The organism is Roseovarius tibetensis (genome assembly GCF_050896375.1).
GTDB classification, from domain to species: Bacteria; Pseudomonadota; Alphaproteobacteria; order Rhodobacterales; family Rhodobacteraceae; genus Roseovarius; species Roseovarius tibetensis.
This window is the reverse complement of sequence record NZ_JBPBBB010000005.1, coordinates 93,931-113,976: the sequence shown is the minus strand read 5'-3', so window position 1 is coordinate 113,976 and position 20,046 is coordinate 93,931. Positions and strand designations below refer to the sequence as shown.

Annotated in this window: 23 protein-coding genes; 12 read left to right on the top strand and 11 right to left on the bottom strand. The window is 65.1% G+C overall.

What is annotated here, in order from left to right; translation table 11 throughout:
* Nucleotides 1–28 precede the first annotated feature (28 nt).
* The 3 genes from ACROSR_RS05615 (at nt 29) to ACROSR_RS05605 (ending at nt 2,951) form a co-directional block, all read left to right on the top strand.
* A complete protein-coding gene (locus ACROSR_RS05615; RefSeq protein WP_432682918.1) occupies nt 29–940 on the top strand; it encodes a homocysteine S-methyltransferase family protein in 912 nt (303 codons plus the stop codon).
* 212 nt (nt 941–1,152) lie between these two features.
* Nucleotides 1,153–2,649: a peroxidase family protein gene (locus ACROSR_RS05610; protein ID WP_432682916.1), complete on the top strand. Its 1,497-nt coding sequence runs from the start codon at nt 1,153–1,155 to the stop codon at nt 2,647–2,649.
* 158 nt (nt 2,650–2,807) lie between these two features.
* The gene (locus tag ACROSR_RS05605; protein WP_432682914.1) at nt 2,808–2,951 is read left to right on the top strand and encodes a hypothetical protein; all 144 of its coding nucleotides are present in this window, start codon (nt 2,808–2,810) and stop codon (nt 2,949–2,951) included.
* Nucleotides 2,952–2,975: 24 nt separating this feature from the next.
* Here ACROSR_RS05605 and ACROSR_RS05600 read toward each other — a convergent pair whose 3' ends face one another.
* The 6 genes from ACROSR_RS05600 to ACROSR_RS05575 are packed head-to-tail and all read right to left on the bottom strand — an operon-like array spanning nt 2,976 to nt 6,113.
* Nucleotides 2,976–3,512 carry a DsbE family thiol:disulfide interchange protein gene (locus ACROSR_RS05600; protein WP_432682912.1) on the bottom strand — a complete coding sequence of 179 codons (537 nt, stop codon included), beginning with the start codon at nt 3,510–3,512 and terminating at the stop codon, nt 2,976–2,978.
* Nucleotides 3,505–3,663, bottom strand: a complete 159-nt coding sequence (ccmD, locus tag ACROSR_RS05595; RefSeq protein WP_432682910.1) for a heme exporter protein CcmD — start codon at nt 3,661–3,663, stop codon at nt 3,505–3,507. Before ccmD ends, ACROSR_RS05600 begins: the two co-directional genes overlap by 8 nt.
* Entirely contained in the window at nt 3,660–4,403 is a 744-nt protein-coding gene (locus ACROSR_RS05590) for a heme ABC transporter permease (RefSeq protein ID WP_432682908.1), read from the bottom strand. Before ACROSR_RS05590 ends, ccmD begins: the two co-directional genes overlap by 4 nt.
* Before the next feature lie 28 nt (nt 4,404–4,431).
* Nucleotides 4,432–5,088 (bottom strand): heme exporter protein CcmB, encoded by a 657-nt coding sequence (gene ccmB / locus ACROSR_RS05585; RefSeq protein ID WP_432682906.1) that lies wholly within the window; start codon nt 5,086–5,088, stop codon nt 4,432–4,434.
* A complete protein-coding gene (gene ccmA, locus ACROSR_RS05580; protein ID WP_432682904.1) occupies nt 5,085–5,702 on the bottom strand; it encodes a heme ABC exporter ATP-binding protein CcmA in 618 nt (205 codons plus the stop codon). Before ccmA ends, ccmB begins: the two co-directional genes overlap by 4 nt.
* Nucleotides 5,703–5,759: 57 nt before the next feature.
* Nucleotides 5,760–6,113, bottom strand: coding sequence for an Mth938-like domain-containing protein (locus ACROSR_RS05575; protein ID WP_432682902.1), 354 nt, complete (start codon nt 6,111–6,113; stop codon nt 5,760–5,762).
* 198 nt (nt 6,114–6,311) lie between these two features.
* Here ACROSR_RS05575 and radA point away from each other — a divergent pair, with 198 nt between their 5' ends.
* The 4 genes from radA (at nt 6,312) to ACROSR_RS05555 (ending at nt 10,236) form a co-directional block, all read left to right on the top strand.
* On the top strand, nt 6,312–7,676 hold the full coding sequence (radA, locus tag ACROSR_RS05570; RefSeq protein WP_432682900.1) for a DNA repair protein RadA: 1,365 nt from the start codon (nt 6,312–6,314) through the stop codon (nt 7,674–7,676).
* A 28-nt stretch (nt 7,677–7,704) separates the two neighbouring features.
* Nucleotides 7,705–8,268, top strand: a complete 564-nt coding sequence (locus ACROSR_RS05565; RefSeq protein WP_432682898.1) for a CvpA family protein — start codon at nt 7,705–7,707, stop codon at nt 8,266–8,268.
* 119 nt (nt 8,269–8,387) lie between these two features.
* Nucleotides 8,388–9,851 carry an amidophosphoribosyltransferase gene (gene purF / locus ACROSR_RS05560; RefSeq protein WP_432682896.1) on the top strand — a complete coding sequence of 488 codons (1,464 nt, stop codon included), beginning with the start codon at nt 8,388–8,390 and terminating at the stop codon, nt 9,849–9,851.
* Between the two features lie 124 nt (nt 9,852–9,975).
* Nucleotides 9,976–10,236, top strand: a complete 261-nt coding sequence (locus ACROSR_RS05555; protein WP_432682894.1) for a type II secretion system protein N — start codon at nt 9,976–9,978, stop codon at nt 10,234–10,236.
* A gap of 74 nt (nt 10,237–10,310) precedes the next feature.
* On the opposite strand, the gene ACROSR_RS05550 is transcribed toward ACROSR_RS05555, so the two are convergent.
* Nucleotides 10,311–10,883, bottom strand: a complete 573-nt coding sequence (locus ACROSR_RS05550) for a biotin transporter BioY (RefSeq protein ID WP_432682892.1) — start codon at nt 10,881–10,883, stop codon at nt 10,311–10,313.
* 107 nt (nt 10,884–10,990) lie between these two features.
* On the opposite strand from ACROSR_RS05550, the gene ACROSR_RS05545 reads away from it, so the two are divergent.
* From ACROSR_RS05545 to ACROSR_RS05530, 4 genes are all read left to right on the top strand, one after another.
* The gene (locus tag ACROSR_RS05545; RefSeq protein ID WP_432682890.1) at nt 10,991–11,644 is read left to right on the top strand and encodes an SDR family NAD(P)-dependent oxidoreductase; all 654 of its coding nucleotides are present in this window, start codon (nt 10,991–10,993) and stop codon (nt 11,642–11,644) included.
* 73 nt (nt 11,645–11,717) lie between these two features.
* A complete protein-coding gene (surE, locus tag ACROSR_RS05540) occupies nt 11,718–12,500 on the top strand; it encodes a 5'/3'-nucleotidase SurE (RefSeq protein WP_432682888.1) in 783 nt (260 codons plus the stop codon).
* The gene (locus ACROSR_RS05535) at nt 12,497–13,156 is read left to right on the top strand and encodes a protein-L-isoaspartate(D-aspartate) O-methyltransferase (protein WP_432682886.1); all 660 of its coding nucleotides are present in this window, start codon (nt 12,497–12,499) and stop codon (nt 13,154–13,156) included. The genes surE and ACROSR_RS05535 overlap by 4 nt, the downstream gene beginning before the upstream one ends.
* A 43-nt stretch (nt 13,157–13,199) precedes the next feature.
* Nucleotides 13,200–14,363 (top strand): LysM peptidoglycan-binding domain-containing protein, encoded by a 1,164-nt coding sequence (locus ACROSR_RS05530; RefSeq protein WP_432682884.1) that lies wholly within the window; start codon nt 13,200–13,202, stop codon nt 14,361–14,363.
* Nucleotides 14,364–14,423: 60 nt separating this feature from the next.
* Here ACROSR_RS05530 and ACROSR_RS05525 read toward each other — a convergent pair whose 3' ends face one another.
* From ACROSR_RS05525 to ACROSR_RS05510, 4 genes are all read right to left on the bottom strand, one after another.
* Complete coding sequence (locus ACROSR_RS05525; RefSeq protein WP_432682882.1) at nt 14,424–14,597, bottom strand: hypothetical protein; 174 nt, start codon at nt 14,595–14,597, stop codon at nt 14,424–14,426.
* Nucleotides 14,594–15,727: a YeeE/YedE family protein gene (locus ACROSR_RS05520; RefSeq protein ID WP_432682880.1), complete on the bottom strand. Its 1,134-nt coding sequence runs from the start codon at nt 15,725–15,727 to the stop codon at nt 14,594–14,596. Before ACROSR_RS05520 ends, ACROSR_RS05525 begins: the two co-directional genes overlap by 4 nt.
* A 26-nt stretch (nt 15,728–15,753) precedes the next feature.
* Complete coding sequence (locus ACROSR_RS05515; RefSeq protein WP_432682878.1) at nt 15,754–16,695, bottom strand: sulfurtransferase; 942 nt, start codon at nt 16,693–16,695, stop codon at nt 15,754–15,756.
* Between the two features lie 173 nt (nt 16,696–16,868).
* A complete protein-coding gene (locus ACROSR_RS05510) occupies nt 16,869–17,138 on the bottom strand; it encodes an usg protein (RefSeq protein ID WP_432682876.1) in 270 nt (89 codons plus the stop codon).
* Nucleotides 17,139–17,364: 226 nt separating this feature from the next.
* Between ACROSR_RS05510 and gyrA the strand changes: the two genes are divergently transcribed.
* The gene (gene gyrA / locus ACROSR_RS05505; protein ID WP_432682874.1) at nt 17,365–20,046 is read left to right on the top strand and encodes a DNA gyrase subunit A; all 2,682 of its coding nucleotides are present in this window, start codon (nt 17,365–17,367) and stop codon (nt 20,044–20,046) included.

Below are 20,046 nucleotides of genomic sequence, written 5' to 3'. Positions count from 1 at the left end.
CCACATCGGGTGGCAGGAGGAGACGGAGATGGACGATATCACGCTTCTGGACGGCGGTCTGGGCCAAGAATTGCTGCGCCGCTCGGGCGACGCCCCGACACATATGTGGTCCACGCGGCTGATGATCGACAATCCCGGCCTGGTCCAGCAGGTACACGCGGATTACTTCGCCGCGGGCGCGCAGATCGCCACCGCAAATACCTACGCGCTTCATCGGGACCGGCTGGAGGGAACAGAGTTCGAGGACCGGTTCGAAGAACTCTTCGATGCCGCACTACGGGCGGCCGAGGGTGCGCGCGCCGCGCACGGATCGGGCCGGATCGCGGGCGCGCTTGGGCCAATCAATGGCAGTTACAGACCCGACGCGCATCCCGACCTGATGGATGCGGTGCCATATTATACCGAATGTGCGGCGCTGATGGCCGGGCGCGTCGATCTGGTGATCTGTGAAACCGTGGCCTCGATGACCCATGCACGCGCGGCCCTGAGGGGCGCACATGCCGCCGGTGTGCCCGTCTGGCTGGCGGTCACGGTCGATGATGACGACGGCACGCGCCTGCGCTCGGGCGAGGCCGTGGCGGATGTCGCATCAATCGCGGCGGGCGAAGGGGCCACGGCCGTGCTCGCCAATTGCTCGGTTCCCGAATCGATGCCGGATGCGCTGTGCGCGCTGGCGACCGCCGACCTGCCGGTGGGGGCCTATGCCAACGCCTTTACCCGGATCAGTCCGGATTTCCGGCGCGCCAAGGCCGCCGTGGACAGTCTGCAGGCGCGCGAGGATCTCGGGCCGGAGCGTTACGCGGCGCATGCCATCGACTGGGTTGCGCAGGGCGCGCGCATTGTCGGCGGCTGTTGCGAAACCGGCCCCGAACACATCGCGGCGATCGCGCGCAGGCTGGCCGCGCACCATGACGCACCGACGTCCTGCGCCCTTCCCTGACGCGGGTGGCACGGTTCAAGTCGGCTGCATAGCGCCGTACAAATTTCGGGAAATCAAAATGGCAAGGGTGACGTTGCGTCACTTTTTCCTTGATATTGAGAAATGGTTAACACTACCCTGATCGACAGAGGGTATTTCCGCCTCTGCACGTGAAAAACAACTTTTATAAAATGGAGACTATCATGCAGCCCCAGCCCCCCTGTCATCATGGCATGGCCAAGACACGCGGATGCTCTCATGTCGCGGTCGGCACGTTTTCCCATCTTTTTCCGAAACTTGATCCCGTTGTCCTGACCGAGGACGAGGCCGCCGCCATCGGTGGACCCGGTGGCGTGATGCACGATTTCGACAGCGGCTCGCCCGACTCGGCCGTTCCGGCGGGTTATATCTTCTTTGCGCAGTTCATGGATCACGACATCACCCTTGACGCGACTAGCGTGCTGCGACCGTCGCCGGACAGCGACCAGGCCAGGGACGTGACGAGTTTCGTCAAGACGCTTGGCAACGTCCGCTCGGCCAGTCTGGACCTTGATTGCGTCTACGGATTCGGCCCGGAAGCCAGCCCGCATATCTATGACGGCGAACATCTGGCTGTTGCGGATAACGGCGTTGATCTTGCGCGCTCTCCCGGTGGCGTTGCGCTGATCGGAGATCCACGCAACGACGAGAATATCTTCATCGGACAGATCCAGTTGGTGATGCATCAGTTGCACAACCGCATCTTCGATGAACGCGTCTACCAGCGCGATATTTCCACCCGTGGGTGGAACCGGTTCGAGGCAGCGCAGGAGGAAACGCGGTATCATTACCAGTTCGTCGTGCTGTTCGATTTCCTCAAGCGGATCTGCGATCCAAAGATCTTTGCCTTTGCGGCCGAAAGGATCTGCGGGGACAAGGGTGATTTTCCCCTTTGCTACGGGCTGGACGACCATGGCAAGCTGCCGATGCCGGTGGAGTTTTCGACCGCCGCCTACCGCGTCGGGCACACGATGGTGCGCGACCGTTACGCGCTGAATGCCCGGCACACAGAGGTCGAATTGTTCGACGAGTCGTTCGGCACCCTCGGGTTTACCGCCCTGCCCGAGGATCTGGCCCCCGATTGGCGGTACATGCTGGATCTCGACCCGTGTGTGACCCCGCATATGGCCAAGGCGTTCGACCCGGCCTTCGCGGACGAGTTGATGGACCTGCCGATCGTCGGCAGCCGCAACCCCAATGACCGGTCTCTTGCGTTTCGCAACCTGATGCGCGCATCGGCGCTCGGGGTGGCCTCGGGACAGGAGATCGCGGACGAGATGAGATCCAAGGGCTATCCGCTGACTGTCACCGATCTCGCGCTGGACGAGGTTCACGAGTGGAAGCGTGTCGAGGCCGTGCTGCACAAATCCGGCACCGACCTGTCCAAGAAGACACCTTTGTTCTATTACCTGCTGCGTGAAAGCGAGATCGTGTCAGGCGGCGCGCGCTACGGTCCGTTGGGATCCGCCATCCTGATGGAGGTGTTCGGCGGGATGCTGCGCCTGTGCGACGACACGTTCGTCGAGAAATTCGTCACGGGTGAATGGCGGCCGGATGCCTGTATCGCCAAGCCGGACGCGGATTTCGACAAGAGCCGCCTGATCAAGGACGCCGATCACTATCCGCTCGACCTGGCCGATCTCGTGCGATTCGCAAAGCGGCTGGATCGAAACGGGCGCGCGACCGGATAGCCCCCGGTTTTGCAACGCGCGCAAACTGACGGCACAGGCGACCCGGTTTGCACGGATTTCCGCCGATCACGCCGCGTCCAGACCGGTCACGTCAATAAAATTTAATAGTCTCACGCGACAATGGCATACTTGGAATTAGGATTTGACGGGAACAGACGATGCGGACAGCGATCATTCTCGCGCAGGCGGCCTTTCTCAGCCTGATGGCGGTCATCGGGGCGCAGGGCGACAGCAGCCGCGAAAAGACCTGCCCACTGCCGAAATCAAGTGCCCATCACTGCACGGCCCCGCAATCGCGGTAAAATGCGATAGCGCGCGCAGGTGCGCTACTGCCGCGCTTTTTCTATTGCGGGACGGATCGTGTTCTCCATGATCCGGTCAGTGATGGGTCCGGCAAAGCGCAGCACGATCTGTCCGTCTCCGTCGATCACATAGGTCTCGGGGACGCCGTAAAGCCCCCAGTCCAACGCCATTCGACCCTTGGGATCGGCCCCGAGGGATGTATAGGGATTGCCCAGCTCTTCGAGGAACCCCAAGGCGTTACCGGGCTTGTCCTTGTAATTGACCCCGTAGATCGTGATGCCCTCGTTGGCCAGCTCTTCAAGGTTGGGATGCTCGACCCGGCAGGGGGCGCACCAACTGGCCCAGTAATTCACCAACGCCACATCGCCGTCCCGCAGGTCCGCGTCGGTAAAGGGGTCTCCATCGCCCAACGGTGTCAGGACAACGTCGGGCGCTGCTTTACCGGTCAATGCAGATGGCAATTCGTCGGGGTTGTCGCGGCCCAGACCGACGAGGGCGAGGCCCGCGAAACCGGCGAAAATCACCAGTGGCGCAACCATCAACGGCGACATTCTAGCCATTTTTTTTCACTTTCGTTTCAAGCTCCTGAAGTTCTTTCTTCACGCGCTTTGACCGGTAGAGGCTGAGCAGGACGATACCCGCGAGCAAGATCAGCGAGACCGCGTAGGAGGCCAGCACGGTGTCGGTGTATTTTCCAAGATCCGGCATCATGCCCCCCTCATCCGTTCACGTGCCAGAAGCACCCGTATCCGCCGTGCCCGGATCTCGGTGCGTGTCCGCACCAGCACAAGGGCTATGAACAGCAACGCAAAGGCCGTCATGCTGACATACAATGGCAGCTTGAAGGTCATCGCCATCCGCTCGCCGGGCGCCACCGACAGCGAGGCCCCCTGGTGCAACCCCTGGTTCCAGAAGTTGACCGCGTACCGGCTGAGCAGCGCGAAGACCGATCCGACAAGGCACAGGATCGAGGTAAGATCGGCCGCGGTGTCGTCATTCTCGATCGCCTCCCACAGGGCTATATAGCCGAGATAAAACAGGAAAAGTATCAGAAACGAGGTCAGGCGCGGGTCCCACACCCACCACGTGCCCCAGATCGGCTGCCCCCAGATCGCGCCGGTCAGCAGCGCGATCACGGTCATGACCATCCCCACCGGCGCGGCCGCCCGCGCCGCCAAGGCGCTGACATGGTGCCGGCGGATAATCCATATCAGCGACGTGACCAGCATCATCAGCCATGCATTGATCGCCATCAGCGCGGCGGGCACGTGCAGATAGACGATCTTGACCGTGGACCCTTGCCGGTAGTCGTCGGGCGTGAAGAAGAACCCCCAGACCAGTCCGACGATCAGCGTCAACGCCGCCAGCCACGCGACCCATGGCAGTACCCTGTCGGCGGTTCGTATGAATTTCAGGGGGTTGGCATATTCCCAGAGCGAATTGCGGCTCATCCCGTTTCCTTTGGTCGTCGCGTTCGTGTCATTGCAGGTTGGCTTTCAATACCGCTGCCGAGGCAAACGGCAGCAGGGCGATGGTGCCGCAGGTGATGCCCGCCAGCAAGAACAGCGGTGTCGCGGTGGTCAATCCTTCGGCCCCCCGCCGGGCGATTTCCGCGCCGAAAATAAGTGTCGGCACGTAAAGCGGCAGCACAAGCAGGCTGAGGAGCAACCCGCCACGCTTCAACCCCACGGTCAGCGCAGCCCCGAAGGTGCCGATCACGCTCAGCGCCGGCGTGCCGAGCAGGAGCGACAGGGTCAGCCAGAGAAATCCCGGCCCCGGCAGGTTCAACAGTACGCCCAGCACCGGCGCCAAAAGCACAAGGGGCAGCCCCGTCGTCAACCAGTGGGCCAGCGACTTTACGGCGACGATACCCTCCATCGGCAAGGGTGAGGTGGCGAGCAGGTCGAGGCTGCCATCCTCCCAGTCGAGCGCGAATATCCGGTCCAGCGACAAGAGACAGGCCAGCAGCGCACCGATCCACAGGATGCCGGGCGCGATCGTCGACAGGATCGCGGCCTGCGGCCCGACGCCGAACGGCACCAGCACGACGACGATCAGGAAAAACGACAGCCCGAGGCCAAACCCCCCGCCCGCGCGCATCGCCAGCCGCATGTCGCGAACCAGCAGCGCGATCACAGGAAGGCCCCATCGAAATCATCCATGTCCAGTGGCTTGGCACGGTAACCCGCGACATCGAGCACCCGCGCTTCGGACAGTCCAAGGTCGATATGCGTGGCGATCAGCGCGATACCACCGCAGGCCAGGTGGGCGCGCACCGCCGCCGTGAACATCGCCACGGCGTCCGTGTCGAGCGAGACGGTCGGCTCGTCGAGGATCCAGATCATACGTCCCGTCACCAACAGCCGCGCGAGCCCCAGACGGCGTTTCTGCCCGGCCGAAAGCGCGCCGGACGCCCGCTGCGATAGGGGGGCGAGATCGAACGCGGAGAGGGCCGGCGAAATATCCGTGGTACCAAAGGCCTGCGCCCAGAAGCACAGGTTTTCCACGACGGTCAGGGTGGGTTTGATCCCGTCGGCATGGCCTGCATAAACAAGACTGTCCTCGGGTGTCGTCACCTGCCCGGACAGGGGCGGCTGCAACCCTGCGATGGTGCGCAGAAGTGTCGTCTTGCCAATTCCGTTCGGTCCGCGCAGCACCAGTGCCTGCCCGGCGCAGAGCGTGAAGCCCACCCCTTCGAGTACGGGAATCCCGCCGCGCGCAATGTTCAGATCCGAGACGGTCAGTGTCATGCGCTGCGCTCTATCCCAATGACCGGGGCGCGAAAAGCGCCAAACCCGCACAGCGGGTCACACCGGCAAGGCCGCCAACGCGACGCGACGCCCCTCGGACAAAAGCACGTTGTAGGTCCGGCAGGCGGCGGGCGAGCTCATGACCTCGATCCCGATATCGGCATCTTCCAGAACGTGGCGCAGACCCTTGGGGATCTGCGCCGTCTCGGCCCCGGTGCCGATGAAGATGACGTCGACATCCTCGGCCAGGTCAAGCAAGGGCGCGCTGTCGTCATATCCGCCCCAGCCGCGCGCCGACGCGATGGTCACGACGATGGGCCCTTCGACGACCTCGCCGGCGACGCGGAAAAATCCCGGACCGTAGCCGTCGATCGGGGTGGCTCCGGAAAAGGTGATCTCGGTCAGTTCCATGTCCTTGGCTCCTTCACGCGGTCAGACGCAATAATCAACGCCGCGTTTTCCACTTCCGGTATACATGTGTCGCACAGATGCGTCCTGTTCAAGCCGGTCGGGCGACATCAGCGTGCCCCCCGGACCGGTGCGGGCCGGGCCACGACCCGGTGCCATTTCGGGTTTGACCGCCCATGAGCCTTGGGGCATGACCGCGCCATGGCAAAACCCGGATCCTTTTCCTGCAATTCCTGTGGCGCGGTGCATACCCGCTGGTCGGGGCGTTGCGACGCCTGCGGTCAATGGAACACGATCGTCGAGGATGCGCCGCTGTCGACTGGCCCCAAGGGCAAGACCCTGGGCGGCAAGCGGGGCGCGCAACTGACCCTGACGGACCTGTCGACACAAGAGGCCCCGCCGCCGCGTACCTTGTCGGGGATCGGTGAACTGGACCGCGTACTGGGCGGCGGCCTCGTACCATCAAGCGCGGTTCTGGTGGGCGGCGATCCGGGCATCGGGAAATCCACCCTTCTGTTGCAGGCCGCGGCGCAGTTCGCGCAGACGGGACTGCGCACCTTCTACGTTTCGGGCGAAGAGGCCAGTGCGCAGGTCAGGATGCGCGCACAACGGCTCGGGCTGGAGAACGCGCCGGTCAAGCTTGCCGCGGCCACGTCGCTGCGCGACATCCTGACGACGCTGGAGACCGAGAAACCCGATCTGGTGATCATAGACTCGATCCAGACCATCTGGTCCGACACGGTCGAGGCGGCGCCTGGCAGCGTGTCACAGGTCCGGGCCGCCGCGCATGAGCTGACGCAGTTCGCCAAGCGTTTCGGCACCTCGGTCATCCTTGTGGGTCATGTCACCAAGGACGGCCAGATCGCCGGTCCCCGCGTGGTCGAGCACATGGTCGATTGCGTCCTCTATTTCGAGGGCGAGCGCGGGCACCAGTTCCGCATCCTGCGCAGCGTCAAGAACCGCTTTGGCCCCGCCGACGAGATCGGCGTGTTCGAGATGACCGGCAGCGGGCTGGCCGAGGTCGCCAACCCGTCCGAGCTGTTCCTGTCGGGGCGCGGTTCGCCGTCGCCCGGATCGGTGGTGTTTTCCGGCATCGAGGGCACCCGGCCGGTGCTGGTCGAGATGCAGGCGCTGGTGGCGCCCACCCCGCACGCGCAGCCCCGGCGCGCGGTCGTCGGCTGGGACGGCGCGCGGCTGGCGATGATCCTCGCCGTGCTCGAAGCACGCTGCGGCATTCCGTTTGCGGGTCTCGATGTCTATCTCAACGTCGCCGGCGGTCTGCGCATCTCCGAGCCCGCCGCCGATCTTGCCGTCGCCGCGGCCCTTTTGAGCGCGCGTGAGGACACCGCCCTGCCCGCCGAAACGGTGATTTTCGGGGAAATCAGCCTGTCGGGGGCCTTGCGTCCGGTGGGGCAGTCCGAAAACAGGTTGAAAGAGGCGCAAAAACTTGGTTTCACCTCGGCTATCATTCCGTCCGGCGGCAAGATCGGCGGAGAAAGCGGGCTGAGCCTCACCCGGATGGGCGATCTGACCGCGTTCGTGGGTGACATTTTCGGCGCGGGATAGACGCCGCCAAAGGGACAGGACACGGCATATGCAAGGTTTCACCATCATCGACGGTGCCGTGGCGCTGTTCATCATCCTGTCGGCGCTGCTGGCCTATTCGCGCGGTTTCGTGCGCGAAGGGCTGGCCATCGCGGGCTGGGTCGTGGCGGGCATCGTCGCCTTCGTCTTTGCGCCGCAGGTCGAGCCGTTGGTCACCGAAGTGCCGGTGGTGGGAGAGTTCATCTCTGACAGCTGCGAGCTTTCGATGATCGCCGCCTTCGCCGCCGTGTTCGCCGTGGGCCTGATCGTGGCCTCGCTGATCACGCCGCTTTTTTCGTCGCTTGTGCAACGCTCTGTCCTTGGCGGTATCGATCAGGGGCTTGGCTTCGTCTTCGGTGTGGCGCGCGGGGTGCTGCTGATCGCGATCGCCTATTTCGTCTATGAAACGGTGATCGGCTCGCAATCCGTCGAGATGATCGACAACAGCCGCTCGGCGCAGGTGTTCGCGCAGCTCACCGGGAAGATCGAGGACGAGAACCCCGAAGAGGCGCTTGGCTGGATCACCCGTCAGTACGAGCAGCTGATCGGGGCCTGCGGCGACACGCAACTGTGATCGATGGGCCGGTCCGATCCTTCCCCGTGTGATAGTTTCGTGACATGCGGCCTTCAGGCGCGTATGCAGGCGTCACACGACTGACACAGGATTCGGAGCTGCCACTCTTGTCCACCCAAATGCCCCCCGCCCACCCGTTCGACGACGACACGCTGCGGGAGGAGTGCGGCGTGTATGGCGTCGTCGGCCTGCCGGATGCCGCCAATTTCGTCGCCCTCGGGCTGCACGCCCTTCAACATCGCGGACAGGAGGCCGGCGGCATCGTCAGCCACGAGGCCGAGCTGGGCTTCAACAGCGCCCGCCGGTTCGGCTACGTGCGCGACAACTTCACGCGTCAAAGCCTCATGGAGACGCTGCCGGGGCCGTTGGCCATCGGGCATGTGCGCTATTCCACGTCCGGGGCGAAAGGGCCCACGCAGATGCGGGACGTGCAGCCCTTCTTCGGCGAGTTCTCGATGGGCGGGGCGGCGATTGCGCATAACGGCAACATCACCAACGCCGACGCGCTGCGCCGCGAACTGATCGACCGCGGGTCGATTTTCCAGTCCGGCTCTGACAGCGAATGCATCATCCACCTGATGGCCCGGTCGTTGCAGCGCACCATCCCCGAACGGATGGAGGATGCGCTGCGCCGGGTCGAGGGCGCGTTCTCGATCGTCGCCATGACCCGGACCAAGCTGATCGGCGTGCGCGATCCGCTGGGTGTGCGGCCGCTGGTGCTGGGACAACTGGGTGAGGGCTGGGTGCTGTCGTCGGAGACCTGCGCGCTCGACATTCTCGGGGCGCGCTACGTGCGCGAGGTGGCACCCGGCGAAATGGTCGTCATCTCCGAAAAGAACGGCGTCGAGAGCCATTTTCCCTTCCGGCCGCGGCCCTCGCGCTTCTGCATCTTCGAGCATGTCTATTTCTCGCGCCCCGATTCGATCATCGGCGGGCGGTCGGTCTATGAAACGCGCCATCAGATCGGCGTGGAGCTGGCCCGCGAGGCGCCGGTCGAGGCCGATCTGGTCTGCCCGGTCCCCGATAGCGGCACGCCCGCCGCGATCGGTTACAGCCACGAATCGGGCATCCCCTTCGCCATGGGGATCATCCGCAATCAATACGTGGGCCGCACCTTCATCGAACCGACCGAGCAGATCCGCAACATGGGCGTGCGTCTGAAGCTCAACGTCAATCGCGCCCTGATCGAGGGCAAGCGCGTGATCCTTGTCGATGACAGCGTGGTGCGCGGCACGACAAGCCGCAAGATCAAGGAAATGATCCTCGATGCCGGTGCCACCGAGGTACATTTCCGCATCGCCTCACCGCCGACATCCTGGCCGTGCTTTTACGGTGTGGACACGCCGCAGCGCGAGAAACTGCTCGCCGCGACGATGTCCGAGGACGAGATGTGCGCGCATCTCAAGGTGGACAGCCTGAGATTCGTGTCGCTGGACGGGCTTTATCGTGCTGTCGGCGTGCCGTCCGGGCGCGACGCCGCGTGCCCGCAATATTGTGATGCCTGCTTTTCCGGTGACTATCCGGTGGTTCCGTCAGACCAGATCGAAAAGGGCTTTCAGATGAAGGTCGAGGCTGCCGAATAGCGCATGGATGCGCGCGCCGTTGCCGCGATGCAGCGCGATCTTGCCGAGCCTTCACATGCAGGCTTTTCACCGACAGGCGTGACGCGTAGTGGCGCGCATGCTTGCGAGAAAGGCACACACACGCATGACAGATCAGACAGACACACCCGTCGCCACGTTGGCGGCGGCCACACAAACGGGCGCGCTGCCGCAGGGTCGGTTGATCCTGCTGGGAACCATGCACGGCCCATCGACAGGGCGGGCCCTCGTCAGCCACGATGGCAGGGTGTCCGTCGTTCAGGCCGGCGACACGCTCGACCGTGCAACGGTGGTCGCGGTCGGCGAGAGCGTGGTCGTCCTCAGCCGCGGCGGCCGCGCCGAGCGGCTGACCCTGCCCGACGGCTGAGGCCCGGCATGAAAAAGGCCGTGCCCGCATCGCCGGGCACGGCCTTTCGCCACCTCGGGGATCTGTCGCGCAGCTTAGCCGCGGCGCGCCGCCAACGCCTTCCAGCCGCCCCAGACGACCATCGCCGCAAGCACGGCCTTGACCACGTCACCCAGCAGGAATGGCGCCATCCAGTAGGCCCAGAGATCCGGCATGCTGGTCCCCATCACCGCGGCCGGCCATGCAAGACCGGGCAGGTACAGAAGCGCCGAGATCCCGATGCCGCAAAGCGCCGTCGAGACGATCCCGCGGGCCAGCCCCTTTTCCACCGCAAGACCGGCAAACCATGCCATGCCAATGAACCCGTAAAGGAACCCGGCCGTCGGGCCGACAAGCGACGCCCCGTTCATGCCGCCCGCGAAGACCGGCAGGCCCATGGCCCCCTCGGCCAGATAGGCCAACACCGTCGCCGCCCCGAGGCGCGAGCCGAAGGTCAGACCGACGATCAGGATCGCCAGCGTCGACAAGGTCAACGGGACCGGGAAGAATGGCACGCTGACCTGCGCCGCGATCGCGATGAACAAGGACCCCCCGAGCACAAGCCCGGCCTTGCGAAGCAAACTGTCATGGCCCGTGACGGCCTTGGCTAGAACTGTGTCGCGCGTCATGTCGCGTCCCTCCTTGATGCATGTCAGGGCGCAGTTTTTCGCTGCACTGCTGCGAAAGTCAAGCGATTGTCCTTGAACACGCCGCCATGCGGTGGGATTTGCAAACCATGATACAGGATGACACCGTTCCCCTCGCGCTCGTGACCGGGGCCTCGCGGGGCCTCGGCGCCGCCATGGCCGAGGCACTGGCCCCGACCCATCATATCGTCGCGGTCGCGCGCACCACCGGTGCGCTCGAAGAGCTTGACGACCGCATCCAGGCCAAGGGCGGGCACGCCACGCTGGCGCCGATGAACATCACGGATACCGGGAAGCTGGCGCAGCTTTGCCGCGCGATCCATGACCGCTGGGGCGGGCTCGCGATGTGGGTTCACACGGCGGTTCACGCGGCCCCGCTGACCCCTGCCGCGCATCTGTCGGAAAAGGACTGGGCCAGATCGGTCGCCTGCAATGTCACGGCAATGGGCACCCTAATCCCGTTCATTGCGCCGCTTCTCGGCGAGAATGGCCAGGCGGTATTCTTCGACGATCCCGATGCCGTCGGCGCAAAGTTCTTCGGCAGCTACGGCGCCACCAAGGCGGCACAGATCGCCCTTGCGCGCAGCTGGCAGGCCGAAAGCGCACGGACCGGCCCGCGCGTGCACGTGCTGACGCCGGCCCCGATGCCGACCGGAACCCGCGCGCGGTTCTTCCCCGGAGAGGATCGCGCGGCTCTGAGCCATCCGCGCGACGAAGCGGCGCGACTGCTGGCCCTGTTGTAGAGGGCGCGCGCCTTGCCCCTCATGCGGTGCGCCGCTACACAGGGGGCCGAACGACACATGACGGGGCACATGCATGCGCATTCTGATCACCAATGACGACGGCATCAACGCACCGGGCCTCGCAGTGCTCGACGAGATCGCCAACGCGCTTGCCGGTGACGGGGGCGAAGTCTGGACCGTCGCGCCGGCCTTCGAGCAATCCGGCGTGGGGCACTGCATCTCCTACACCCGGCCCATGATGATCTCGAAAATGGCCGAGCGCCGCTACGCCGCCGAGGGCAGCCCCGCCGATTGCGTGCTCGCGGGCCTGCATGACGTGATGAAGGACGCGCGCCCCGACCTCGTGCTGTCGGGCGTCAATCGTGGCAACAACGCCGCTGAAAACGCGGTCTATTCCGGCACCGTGGGGGCGGCCATGGAGGCCGCGCTGCAGGGTGTCCCGGCCGTCGCGCTCAGCCAGTATTACGGGCCCGACAACCGCGATCTCGACGACACGTTCGAGGCCGCGCGCGTGCACGGGCTGGCGACCTTGCAACGCCTTCTCGACAAGGGCGTGTGGAGCCATGACGATTACGGCATCTTCTACAATATCAACTTTCCGCCCGTGCCCGCCTCGGGGGTCATGGGGCTGCGCGCCGCGCGTCAGGGGTTCCGCCGCGACATGGGCTTTGGCGTCCAGCCGCACACGGCCCCCTCGGGGCGACGGTTCCTGTGGGTGACGGGTGCGCCGCAGCACGAACCGACAAGCCCCGGCTCGGACGCGGATGTGAACCTGCAGGGCTATATTTCCGTCACCCCGATGCGGGCAGATCTGACCGCGCATGACGCGCTGGAGGCGCTGAAAGCGATCGAATGAGCGAGACTGATCCCGAAACCGCCGAACGCAAGATGCAGTTCCTGTTCGCGCTGCGCTCCAAGGGGGTGACGGATACGCGCGTTCTGACCGCGATGGAAAAGATCGACCGCGCCCCGTTCATCCGGGGCTACTTCACGGACCGCGCGTACGAGGACATGCCCCTGCCCATTGCCTGCGGCCAGACGATCAGCCAGCCCTCGGTGGTCGGGCTGATGACACAGGCCCTCAAGGTCAGCAACCGCGACAAGGTGCTCGAGGTGGGCACCGGCTCGGGCTATCAGGCCGCGATCCTCAGCCAGCTCGCGCGGCGTGTCTACACGGTGGATCGCCACCGGCGGCTGGTCAACGAGGCCTCCGAGGTGTTCCGCCGCCTCGATCTGACCAACATCACGGCGATCACCGCCGATGGCAGCTTCGGCCTGCCCGATCAGGCCCCGTTCGACCGGATCATCGTGACGGCCGCGGCCGAGGATCCGCCCGGGCCGCTCTTGGCGCAGTTGAAGATCGGCGGTATCATGATGGTTCCGGTCGGTCAGTCGGACGCCGTGCAGCGGCTCATTCGGGTGACGCGGACCGAGACGGGGTTCGAGTATGACGAGTTTCGCCCGGTCCGCTTCGTGCCTCTGGTCGAAGGCATGGGGCGTGACGAACAGTGAACATTTGCCCCCGCGACACGGGGCGGGACAAAGGACGATCACGATGCGCCACCTTTCGCGAAATCTGGTCTTCGGGGCCGGCCTCGGCCTGACAGTCGCGGCATGTGACCGGCCCGTTGACATGGACCTGCGCGGCGCGTTCGGCGACGCGCCCAGCACGACCGAAGCCGCGCGCACGGCACAAACCGGGCGGCCCGAACCGGACGCGCGCGGCATCATCTCGTATCCCGGTTACCAGGTGGCCGTCGCCCGGCGCGGTGACACGCTGGCCAAGCTCGCGACCCGGATCGGGGCGAATGCACAGGATCTCGCGCGTTACAACGGCATCCAGACCGGCGATCCGCTGCGCGAGGGCGAGGTCATCGCCCTGCCCGGTCGTGTATCGGAACCCGAGGGCGGTCCGATGCGGTCGCCCGGCGGGGTCGATATCGACAGCCTCGCCGGTGAGGCGATCCGCCGTGCGGACGGTCAGCAGGTAGAGACGTCGCAGCTTGAGCCCACAACGTCCACGGCGGTCGAGCCGGTGCGCCACCGCGTCGAGCGCGGCGAAACGGCCTTCAGCATCGCGCGGCTATACGACGTCCCGATCCGCACGCTCGCCGAATGGAACGGCCTCGGGCCGGATTTCTCCGTGCGCGAAGGACAGTTCCTGCTGATCCCGGTGGCATCGTCCGGCGCAGACGACAGATCGGCACAGGCGGACGATGTCACGCCGCCGGGCAGCGGGTCACCCGCGCCGACACCGCCTAGCGCCTCGCAGCCCTTGCCCGAGGAGGAGACGCCGCCCGCCTCTGAACCGACCGAACCGGTCGCGGCACCCGATCTCGGCACCGACCAAAGCGACTCGGGCGCCGCGCGCATGGTCTCGCCGGTTCAGGGCGACATCGTCCGCGATTACGCCAAGGGCCGCAACGAAGGCATCGACATCGCGGCCGATCCCGGAACGGCCGTCAATGCCGCGGATGCGGGCTCTGTCGCGGCCATCACGGAGGATACGAACGGCATCCCGATCATCGTGATCAAGCATGCGGGCAACCTTCTGACGGTCTATTCCAATGTCGGCGGGGTGACGGTGCAAAAGGGGGACAGCGTCACGCGCGGGCAGAAGATCGCGGAAATTCGTCGCGATGGCTCGGCCGTTCTGCATTTCGAGGTCCGCGATGGTTTCGACAGCGTCGATCCGGGTGACTACCTGAACCCGTCGTAACCGCACCATGTGTCGGATGACGGGCGCGGATCACGCCCCGCAAAGGGGCGGATCACCCGTTCATTGCGGCGGCGGCGGCGCCGCGCAATGCGCGCCCGACGCCGCCAACCCCGAACCAAGCGCCAGCATCGGCGGCGCGGTGTAGGGGTTGAGCGGTGCAGACTGGGACTGATCCAGCACGATGAGGCCAACCGCACCAAGCGCCACAAGAAGCGTCACATGCACGCGTTTCATTGCCGCGCCTCCAGTCCCAGATGCGGGCGCAGACGGATACCGGCCCAAGAGCCCGCGAATGCGGCGATGAACCACACCCAGCCATGCGCCGACCCCGTGCCGATCCCGCTGAAGAACGCGCCGATATTGCAGCCGAAGGCCAGCCGCGAGCTGTAGCCCAGCACAAGGCCCGCCGCGATCACCGCGATCCAGGCGCCCGCGGGCAGTTTGCCCACCGGAGAGGCGAGGCCCGCACGCCACCACGCCATCAGGGCGGCCCCGGCGATCAGGCCCAAATCCGTGAGCGAGGTGATGTCGGTCAAAAGGCTGGCCTCGACCTGCGCGGCATTGGCGGGCGCGGACCAGAACGGCGATCCCGACAGGTCGCCGCCCACGGCAACCACGCCCTTGGCAACCCACAGGCCAAGCCCGTAGACCACGCCCCAGGGCTGTCCGGCCACGACCAGGTGCAGGATCGCGAGCGCGGCCAGAACCCCGATCGCGCCGATATAGCGCGCCGGCGTCCGGAACGTGCCCTTGGCGCGCAGCAAGAAGGCCACCGCGCCAATTGTCGCCAGCCCCGCAAGCGTGACGATCAGCCCGCCCGTGCCGGACAGGGTCATCATCGGAAGGCTGCCAAGAGAGGTCCACCACGACAGGTGATACGCCCCGGCGAAACTGCCGATCGCGAAGAAGGGCAGCGCGACGGCCCCGATGGCATTACCGCTGCCGGCATTGACCAGCGTGCCGGACCCGCAGCCAAGGACCACCTGCATCGCCGCCCCGAACACGAACGCCCCGCCGATCATGGCGACGCCGATCGGGGCATGTGCGCCCTTCAATTCGGCACCGTTCGCGGCCAGCAGGGGAAAGGCGACCGCGGCCACGATACCGATGCAGACAAGCTGCGCGATCAGCCCCGATGGATCACGAGACAGGATCATGCGCCGCCACGGCCCGGTAAAGCCGAAGCGGAACCCTTCGAGCGCCAGTCCGAACCCGAGCCCGATCAGCAGCAGCAACCCGTAGCGCGGCCCGGCCAGTAGCGTCACCGCAAGCACGCCCATACCAACGACAAGAAGAACCGCCGCCCGTGACAGATGTCCCGGCGCGGTGGCGATGGATGCGGGGCCGTCGGATGTCGTGGTCATGCTGTGCTGCGCTCTCGTTCAGGCCGTCAGTAACGGCCCATGATCTTGTTGTAGAGGTTCTGGAAAAGTCCCGGCACATTGGCCATCTCGAACCCGGCGTTGGACCAGCCGACCACGGATTCGGGGTAAAGCCGTACAGTGTCGATACCCGCAACCTCGCTCAGGGCGAACCAGTTGGTCGCGGCCCAGTGCCCGGTGTTGCAGAAAGACACCAGGCTGTCGTCCTGCGCGAACCCGTTCTCGGCCGCCAGCCGGCGGATCAGGTCGGGGTCGATGCGCGCGGGTTCGTCCCCACCAAACCAGCGATCATGCGTGAAGTAGCGTGATTGCGGCAGGGTGCCGGGCTGTGCGGCCGCACCATGCTTGGTCTTGCCCTGCCAGAACGCCTCGGGACGGGCATCTATCAATTGCGCCGTGTCCTCGCCATCGACGATGGCCTTCACATCCGCGCGCGTGGCCAGCCATTCATCGGAAAAATTGACGGTGATCTCGCTGGGGTTCACCTCGGGGGCTGCGCCGATGGCGACCTCTTCGCCGGCGCCTGTCCAGGCGTTCATGCCCCCATTCAGGATGGCCAGGGGGCTGATACCGCTGGATTTGAGTGTCCAGTAGACGCGCGCGGCGGCGCCGAAATCGGTCTGGTCCGTGCCTTGGTGAATCACCACGACCGGCGTCTCGGCGTCGATTCCGAGACCGCGCAGCACCTGCGTGATGTGATCCTCGGAGACAAGCTGGCCGGGATTGTCGGACGGGCCGCGAAAGAGGCCGTAAGGGGCGTTCAGCGCACCGGGCACATGCCCGTCCTCGTAAGCCGCCGCACTGCGGATATCCAGGACGACCGGATCGGTCGTGTCGATGGCCTCGCGCAGCCCCGCAGGGTCCACGAGCGGGCCAAGCTCCGCCTGCGCGACGGCCGGCACGACAGCCATGGCCGCGGCCATGCAGGCGGCGCGTATCTTCATCAACATGTCGGGATCCTTTTCCGTGAGACGTTGTGATTGCCGATGCGTCTTACGCCCCTGCCCGCAACACGACAAGGCGTCCTGCGCACCGCTTCACGCCATGGTGAAAAGCGCCAACGACAATCCGACATCCGGGCATGCGGCATGACGACCCGCATCGGGCGCGCCGCGACGCCCGCTCAGTTCACGGTGAATTCGCCGACCACGTTTCGCCATTCTCCGGCGGCGACCATCTTGCGATGCGTGAAACGTACCGAGTGCAGCGGCCCCTCGATCTCGCGTTGCCAGAACTCGATGAATTCGAACAGCTTGGGGTGATCCGGGGCAAGGTCGTAGTCCTGCCAGAGATAGCTGTTGAGCACGCTTTGATGGTCGGGCATCCGGTAAAAGAATTCCGCCGTGGTCAGGCCATATCCCTTGAGCATCAGTTCGGTTTCCGAGGTCTCCATGTGTCGCTCCTGTTCCGTAGACCCTTCGATGATGCCCGAAAGATTTTACTTTTCAATGAAAACAGTTTGTTACCACTCGTCTCAAGTGGCTGATAAAAGCACGTCTTCAGGGCCATTGCACCCTATGTGGTGGCTCTGATATAGGTTCTTGACAAGATATTGCGCCAGATCACAGGACGGTAAAAACGTGAGCGATACGCCTCAACCCCCTGAAACCAATGACGAAATGCCGCCCGCTTACGACGGGCCGTCGGTTTCCATCACGCACGAGATGAAAACCTCGTATCTCGATTACGCGATGAGCGTGATCGTGAGCCGCGCGATCCCCGATCTGCGCGATGGCCTGAAACCTGTGCACCGGCGCATTCTCTACGCGATGCACGAGGGCGGCAACACGCATGACAAGCCCTACCGCAAGTCGGCGCGCGCCGTGGGTGACGTCATGGGCAAGTACCACCCGCACGGCGACTCGGCGATCTACGACGCGCTGGTGCGGATGGCGCAGGATTTCTCGATGTCGCTGCCACTGCTGGACGGCCAGGGCAATTTCGGCTCGATGGATGGCGATAACGCCGCCGCCATGCGCTATACAGAGGTACGCATGGACAAGCCCGCCTCGTATCTGCTGGCCGATATCGAGAAAGAGACGGTTGATTTCCAGGACAATTACGACGGCAAGGATCGCGAACCGACGGTCCTGCCCGCGCGTTTTCCCAACATGCTGGTCAATGGCGCGGGTGGTATCGCCGTTGGCATGGCGACCAACATCCCGCCGCATAACCTGGGCGAGGTGATCGAGGCGACGCTGGCACTTATCGACGATCCCGATCTCGAAAGCGCCGATCTGATCCGCTACGTGCCGGGCCCGGATTTCCCGACGGGGGGCATCATGCTGGGCCGGTCCGGGGCGCGCAAGGCGTATCTGGAAGGGCGCGGCAGCGTCGTCATTCGCGCCAAGACCCGCATCGAGGAATTGCGCAAGGACAGGTTCGCCATCGTCATCGACGAGGTGCCCTACCAGGTCAACAAGGCCGCGATGATCGAAAGGATCGCCGAGGCCGCGCGCGACAAGCGGATCGAGGGGATCGCGCATGTGCAGGACGAGAGCGACCGCACCGGCGTGCGCGTGGTCGTCGAACTGAAGCGCGACGCGACGCCCGACGTGGTGCTGAACCAGCTGTTCCGGTTCACCCCGATGCAGACGTCGTTCGGCTGCAACATGCTGGCGCTGAACGGCGGCAAGCCCGAGCAGTTGACGCTGCACCGGTTCCTGTCGCTTTTCGTGCAGTTCCGCGAGGAAGTGGTCGCGCGCCGTACCGCGCATGATCTGCGCAAGGCGCGCGAGCGGGCGCATGTGCTCTGCGGTCTGGCTGTGGCCGTCAGCAACGTGGACGAGGTCGTCGCGGCGATCCGGTCTTCGGCCGATGCCGCCGAGGCGCGGGAAAAGCTGATGACCCGGCGCTGGCCGGCGGGCGACATCCTTGAATACATCGCGCTGATCGACGACCCCAGCCACCGCGCCAACGAGGACGGAACCTACAACCTGTCGGAAACGCAGGCGCGCGCGATCCTCGATCTGCGGCTGCAGCGCCTGACGCAACTGGGTGTGCGAGAGGTCACCGACGAGCTGCGCGACCTTGCCGGAAAGATCAAGGATTACCTCGCCATCCTCGCCAGCCGCGAGCGGATCATGCAGATCATCTCGGACGAGCTGCGCGAGGTGCGCGACCAGTTCGCCGTGCCACGCCGAACCGAGATCGTGGACTGGGCCGGCGATCTCGAGGACGAGGACCTCATCGAACGCGAAGACATGGTCGTGACGGTGACGCAGGGCGGCTATGTCAAACGCACCGCACTGGCCGATTTTCGCGCGCAGAAACGCGGCGGCAAGGGCCTGTCGGGCATGGCGACCAAGGACGAGGACGTGGTCACGACGCTGTTCGTGGCCAACACGCACACGCCGCTTCTGGTCTTCACGACCGAGGGCATGGTCTACAAGCTCAAGACATGGCGGCTGCCGCTTGGCGGGCGCACCTCGCGCGGCAAGGCCATGGTCAATATCCTGCCCATCCCCACCGGCGTCTCGATCGCCGCGATCATGCCGGTGGACCGCGCCGAGGAAGACTGGGACGACTTGCAGATCGTCTTTGCAACATCGGCGGGCGACGTGCGGCGCAATGCGCTGTCGGATTTCACCAACGTCAAACGCAACGGCAAGATCGCGATGGACCTGCCCGAGGGCGTGGAGCTTGTGAACGCGCGGATCTGTTCGCCCGGCGAGGACGTGATGCTCATCACCAGTTCGGGACGCGCCATCCGCTTTCCGGTGACCGATGTGCGGGTCTTCAAGGGCCGCAAGTCCACCGGCGTGCGCGGCGTGCGCCTGCAGGGCGCCGATCGTGTCGTGTCGATGTCGGTGATCGACCATTTCGACGCCAGCGCAGATGAGCGCGCGGCCTATCTCAAGAGACGCCGCGCCGCTGCCGGTGCGCCCGAGGAAGAGGGCATCGACGACATGGGCGGTGTCGAGACAGCCATCACGCCTGCGCGGTTCGAGGAAATGCGCGCGGGCGAGACGCTGATCCTGACGATCACCGCGCGCGGGACGGGCAAGCTGTCGTCAAGCCACGATTACCCGGTGCGCGGACGCGGCGGCATGGGCGTGGCGGCGATCGACAAGGGGATGCGCGGCGGGCCTGTCGTCGCGTCCTTTCCGGTCACGCAGGATGATCAGATCATGCTGGCCACGTCACGCGGCCAGTCGATCCGCGTGCCGGTGATGGGCATCTCGTTCCGGTCGCGCGGGGCCGGTGGTGTAAAGGTGTTCAACACCGGCGCGGGCGAAGAAGTGGTCTCGGTCGCCTGGATCGCCGAACATTCGGAAGAGGACGCCCCGACGGACGAGTGA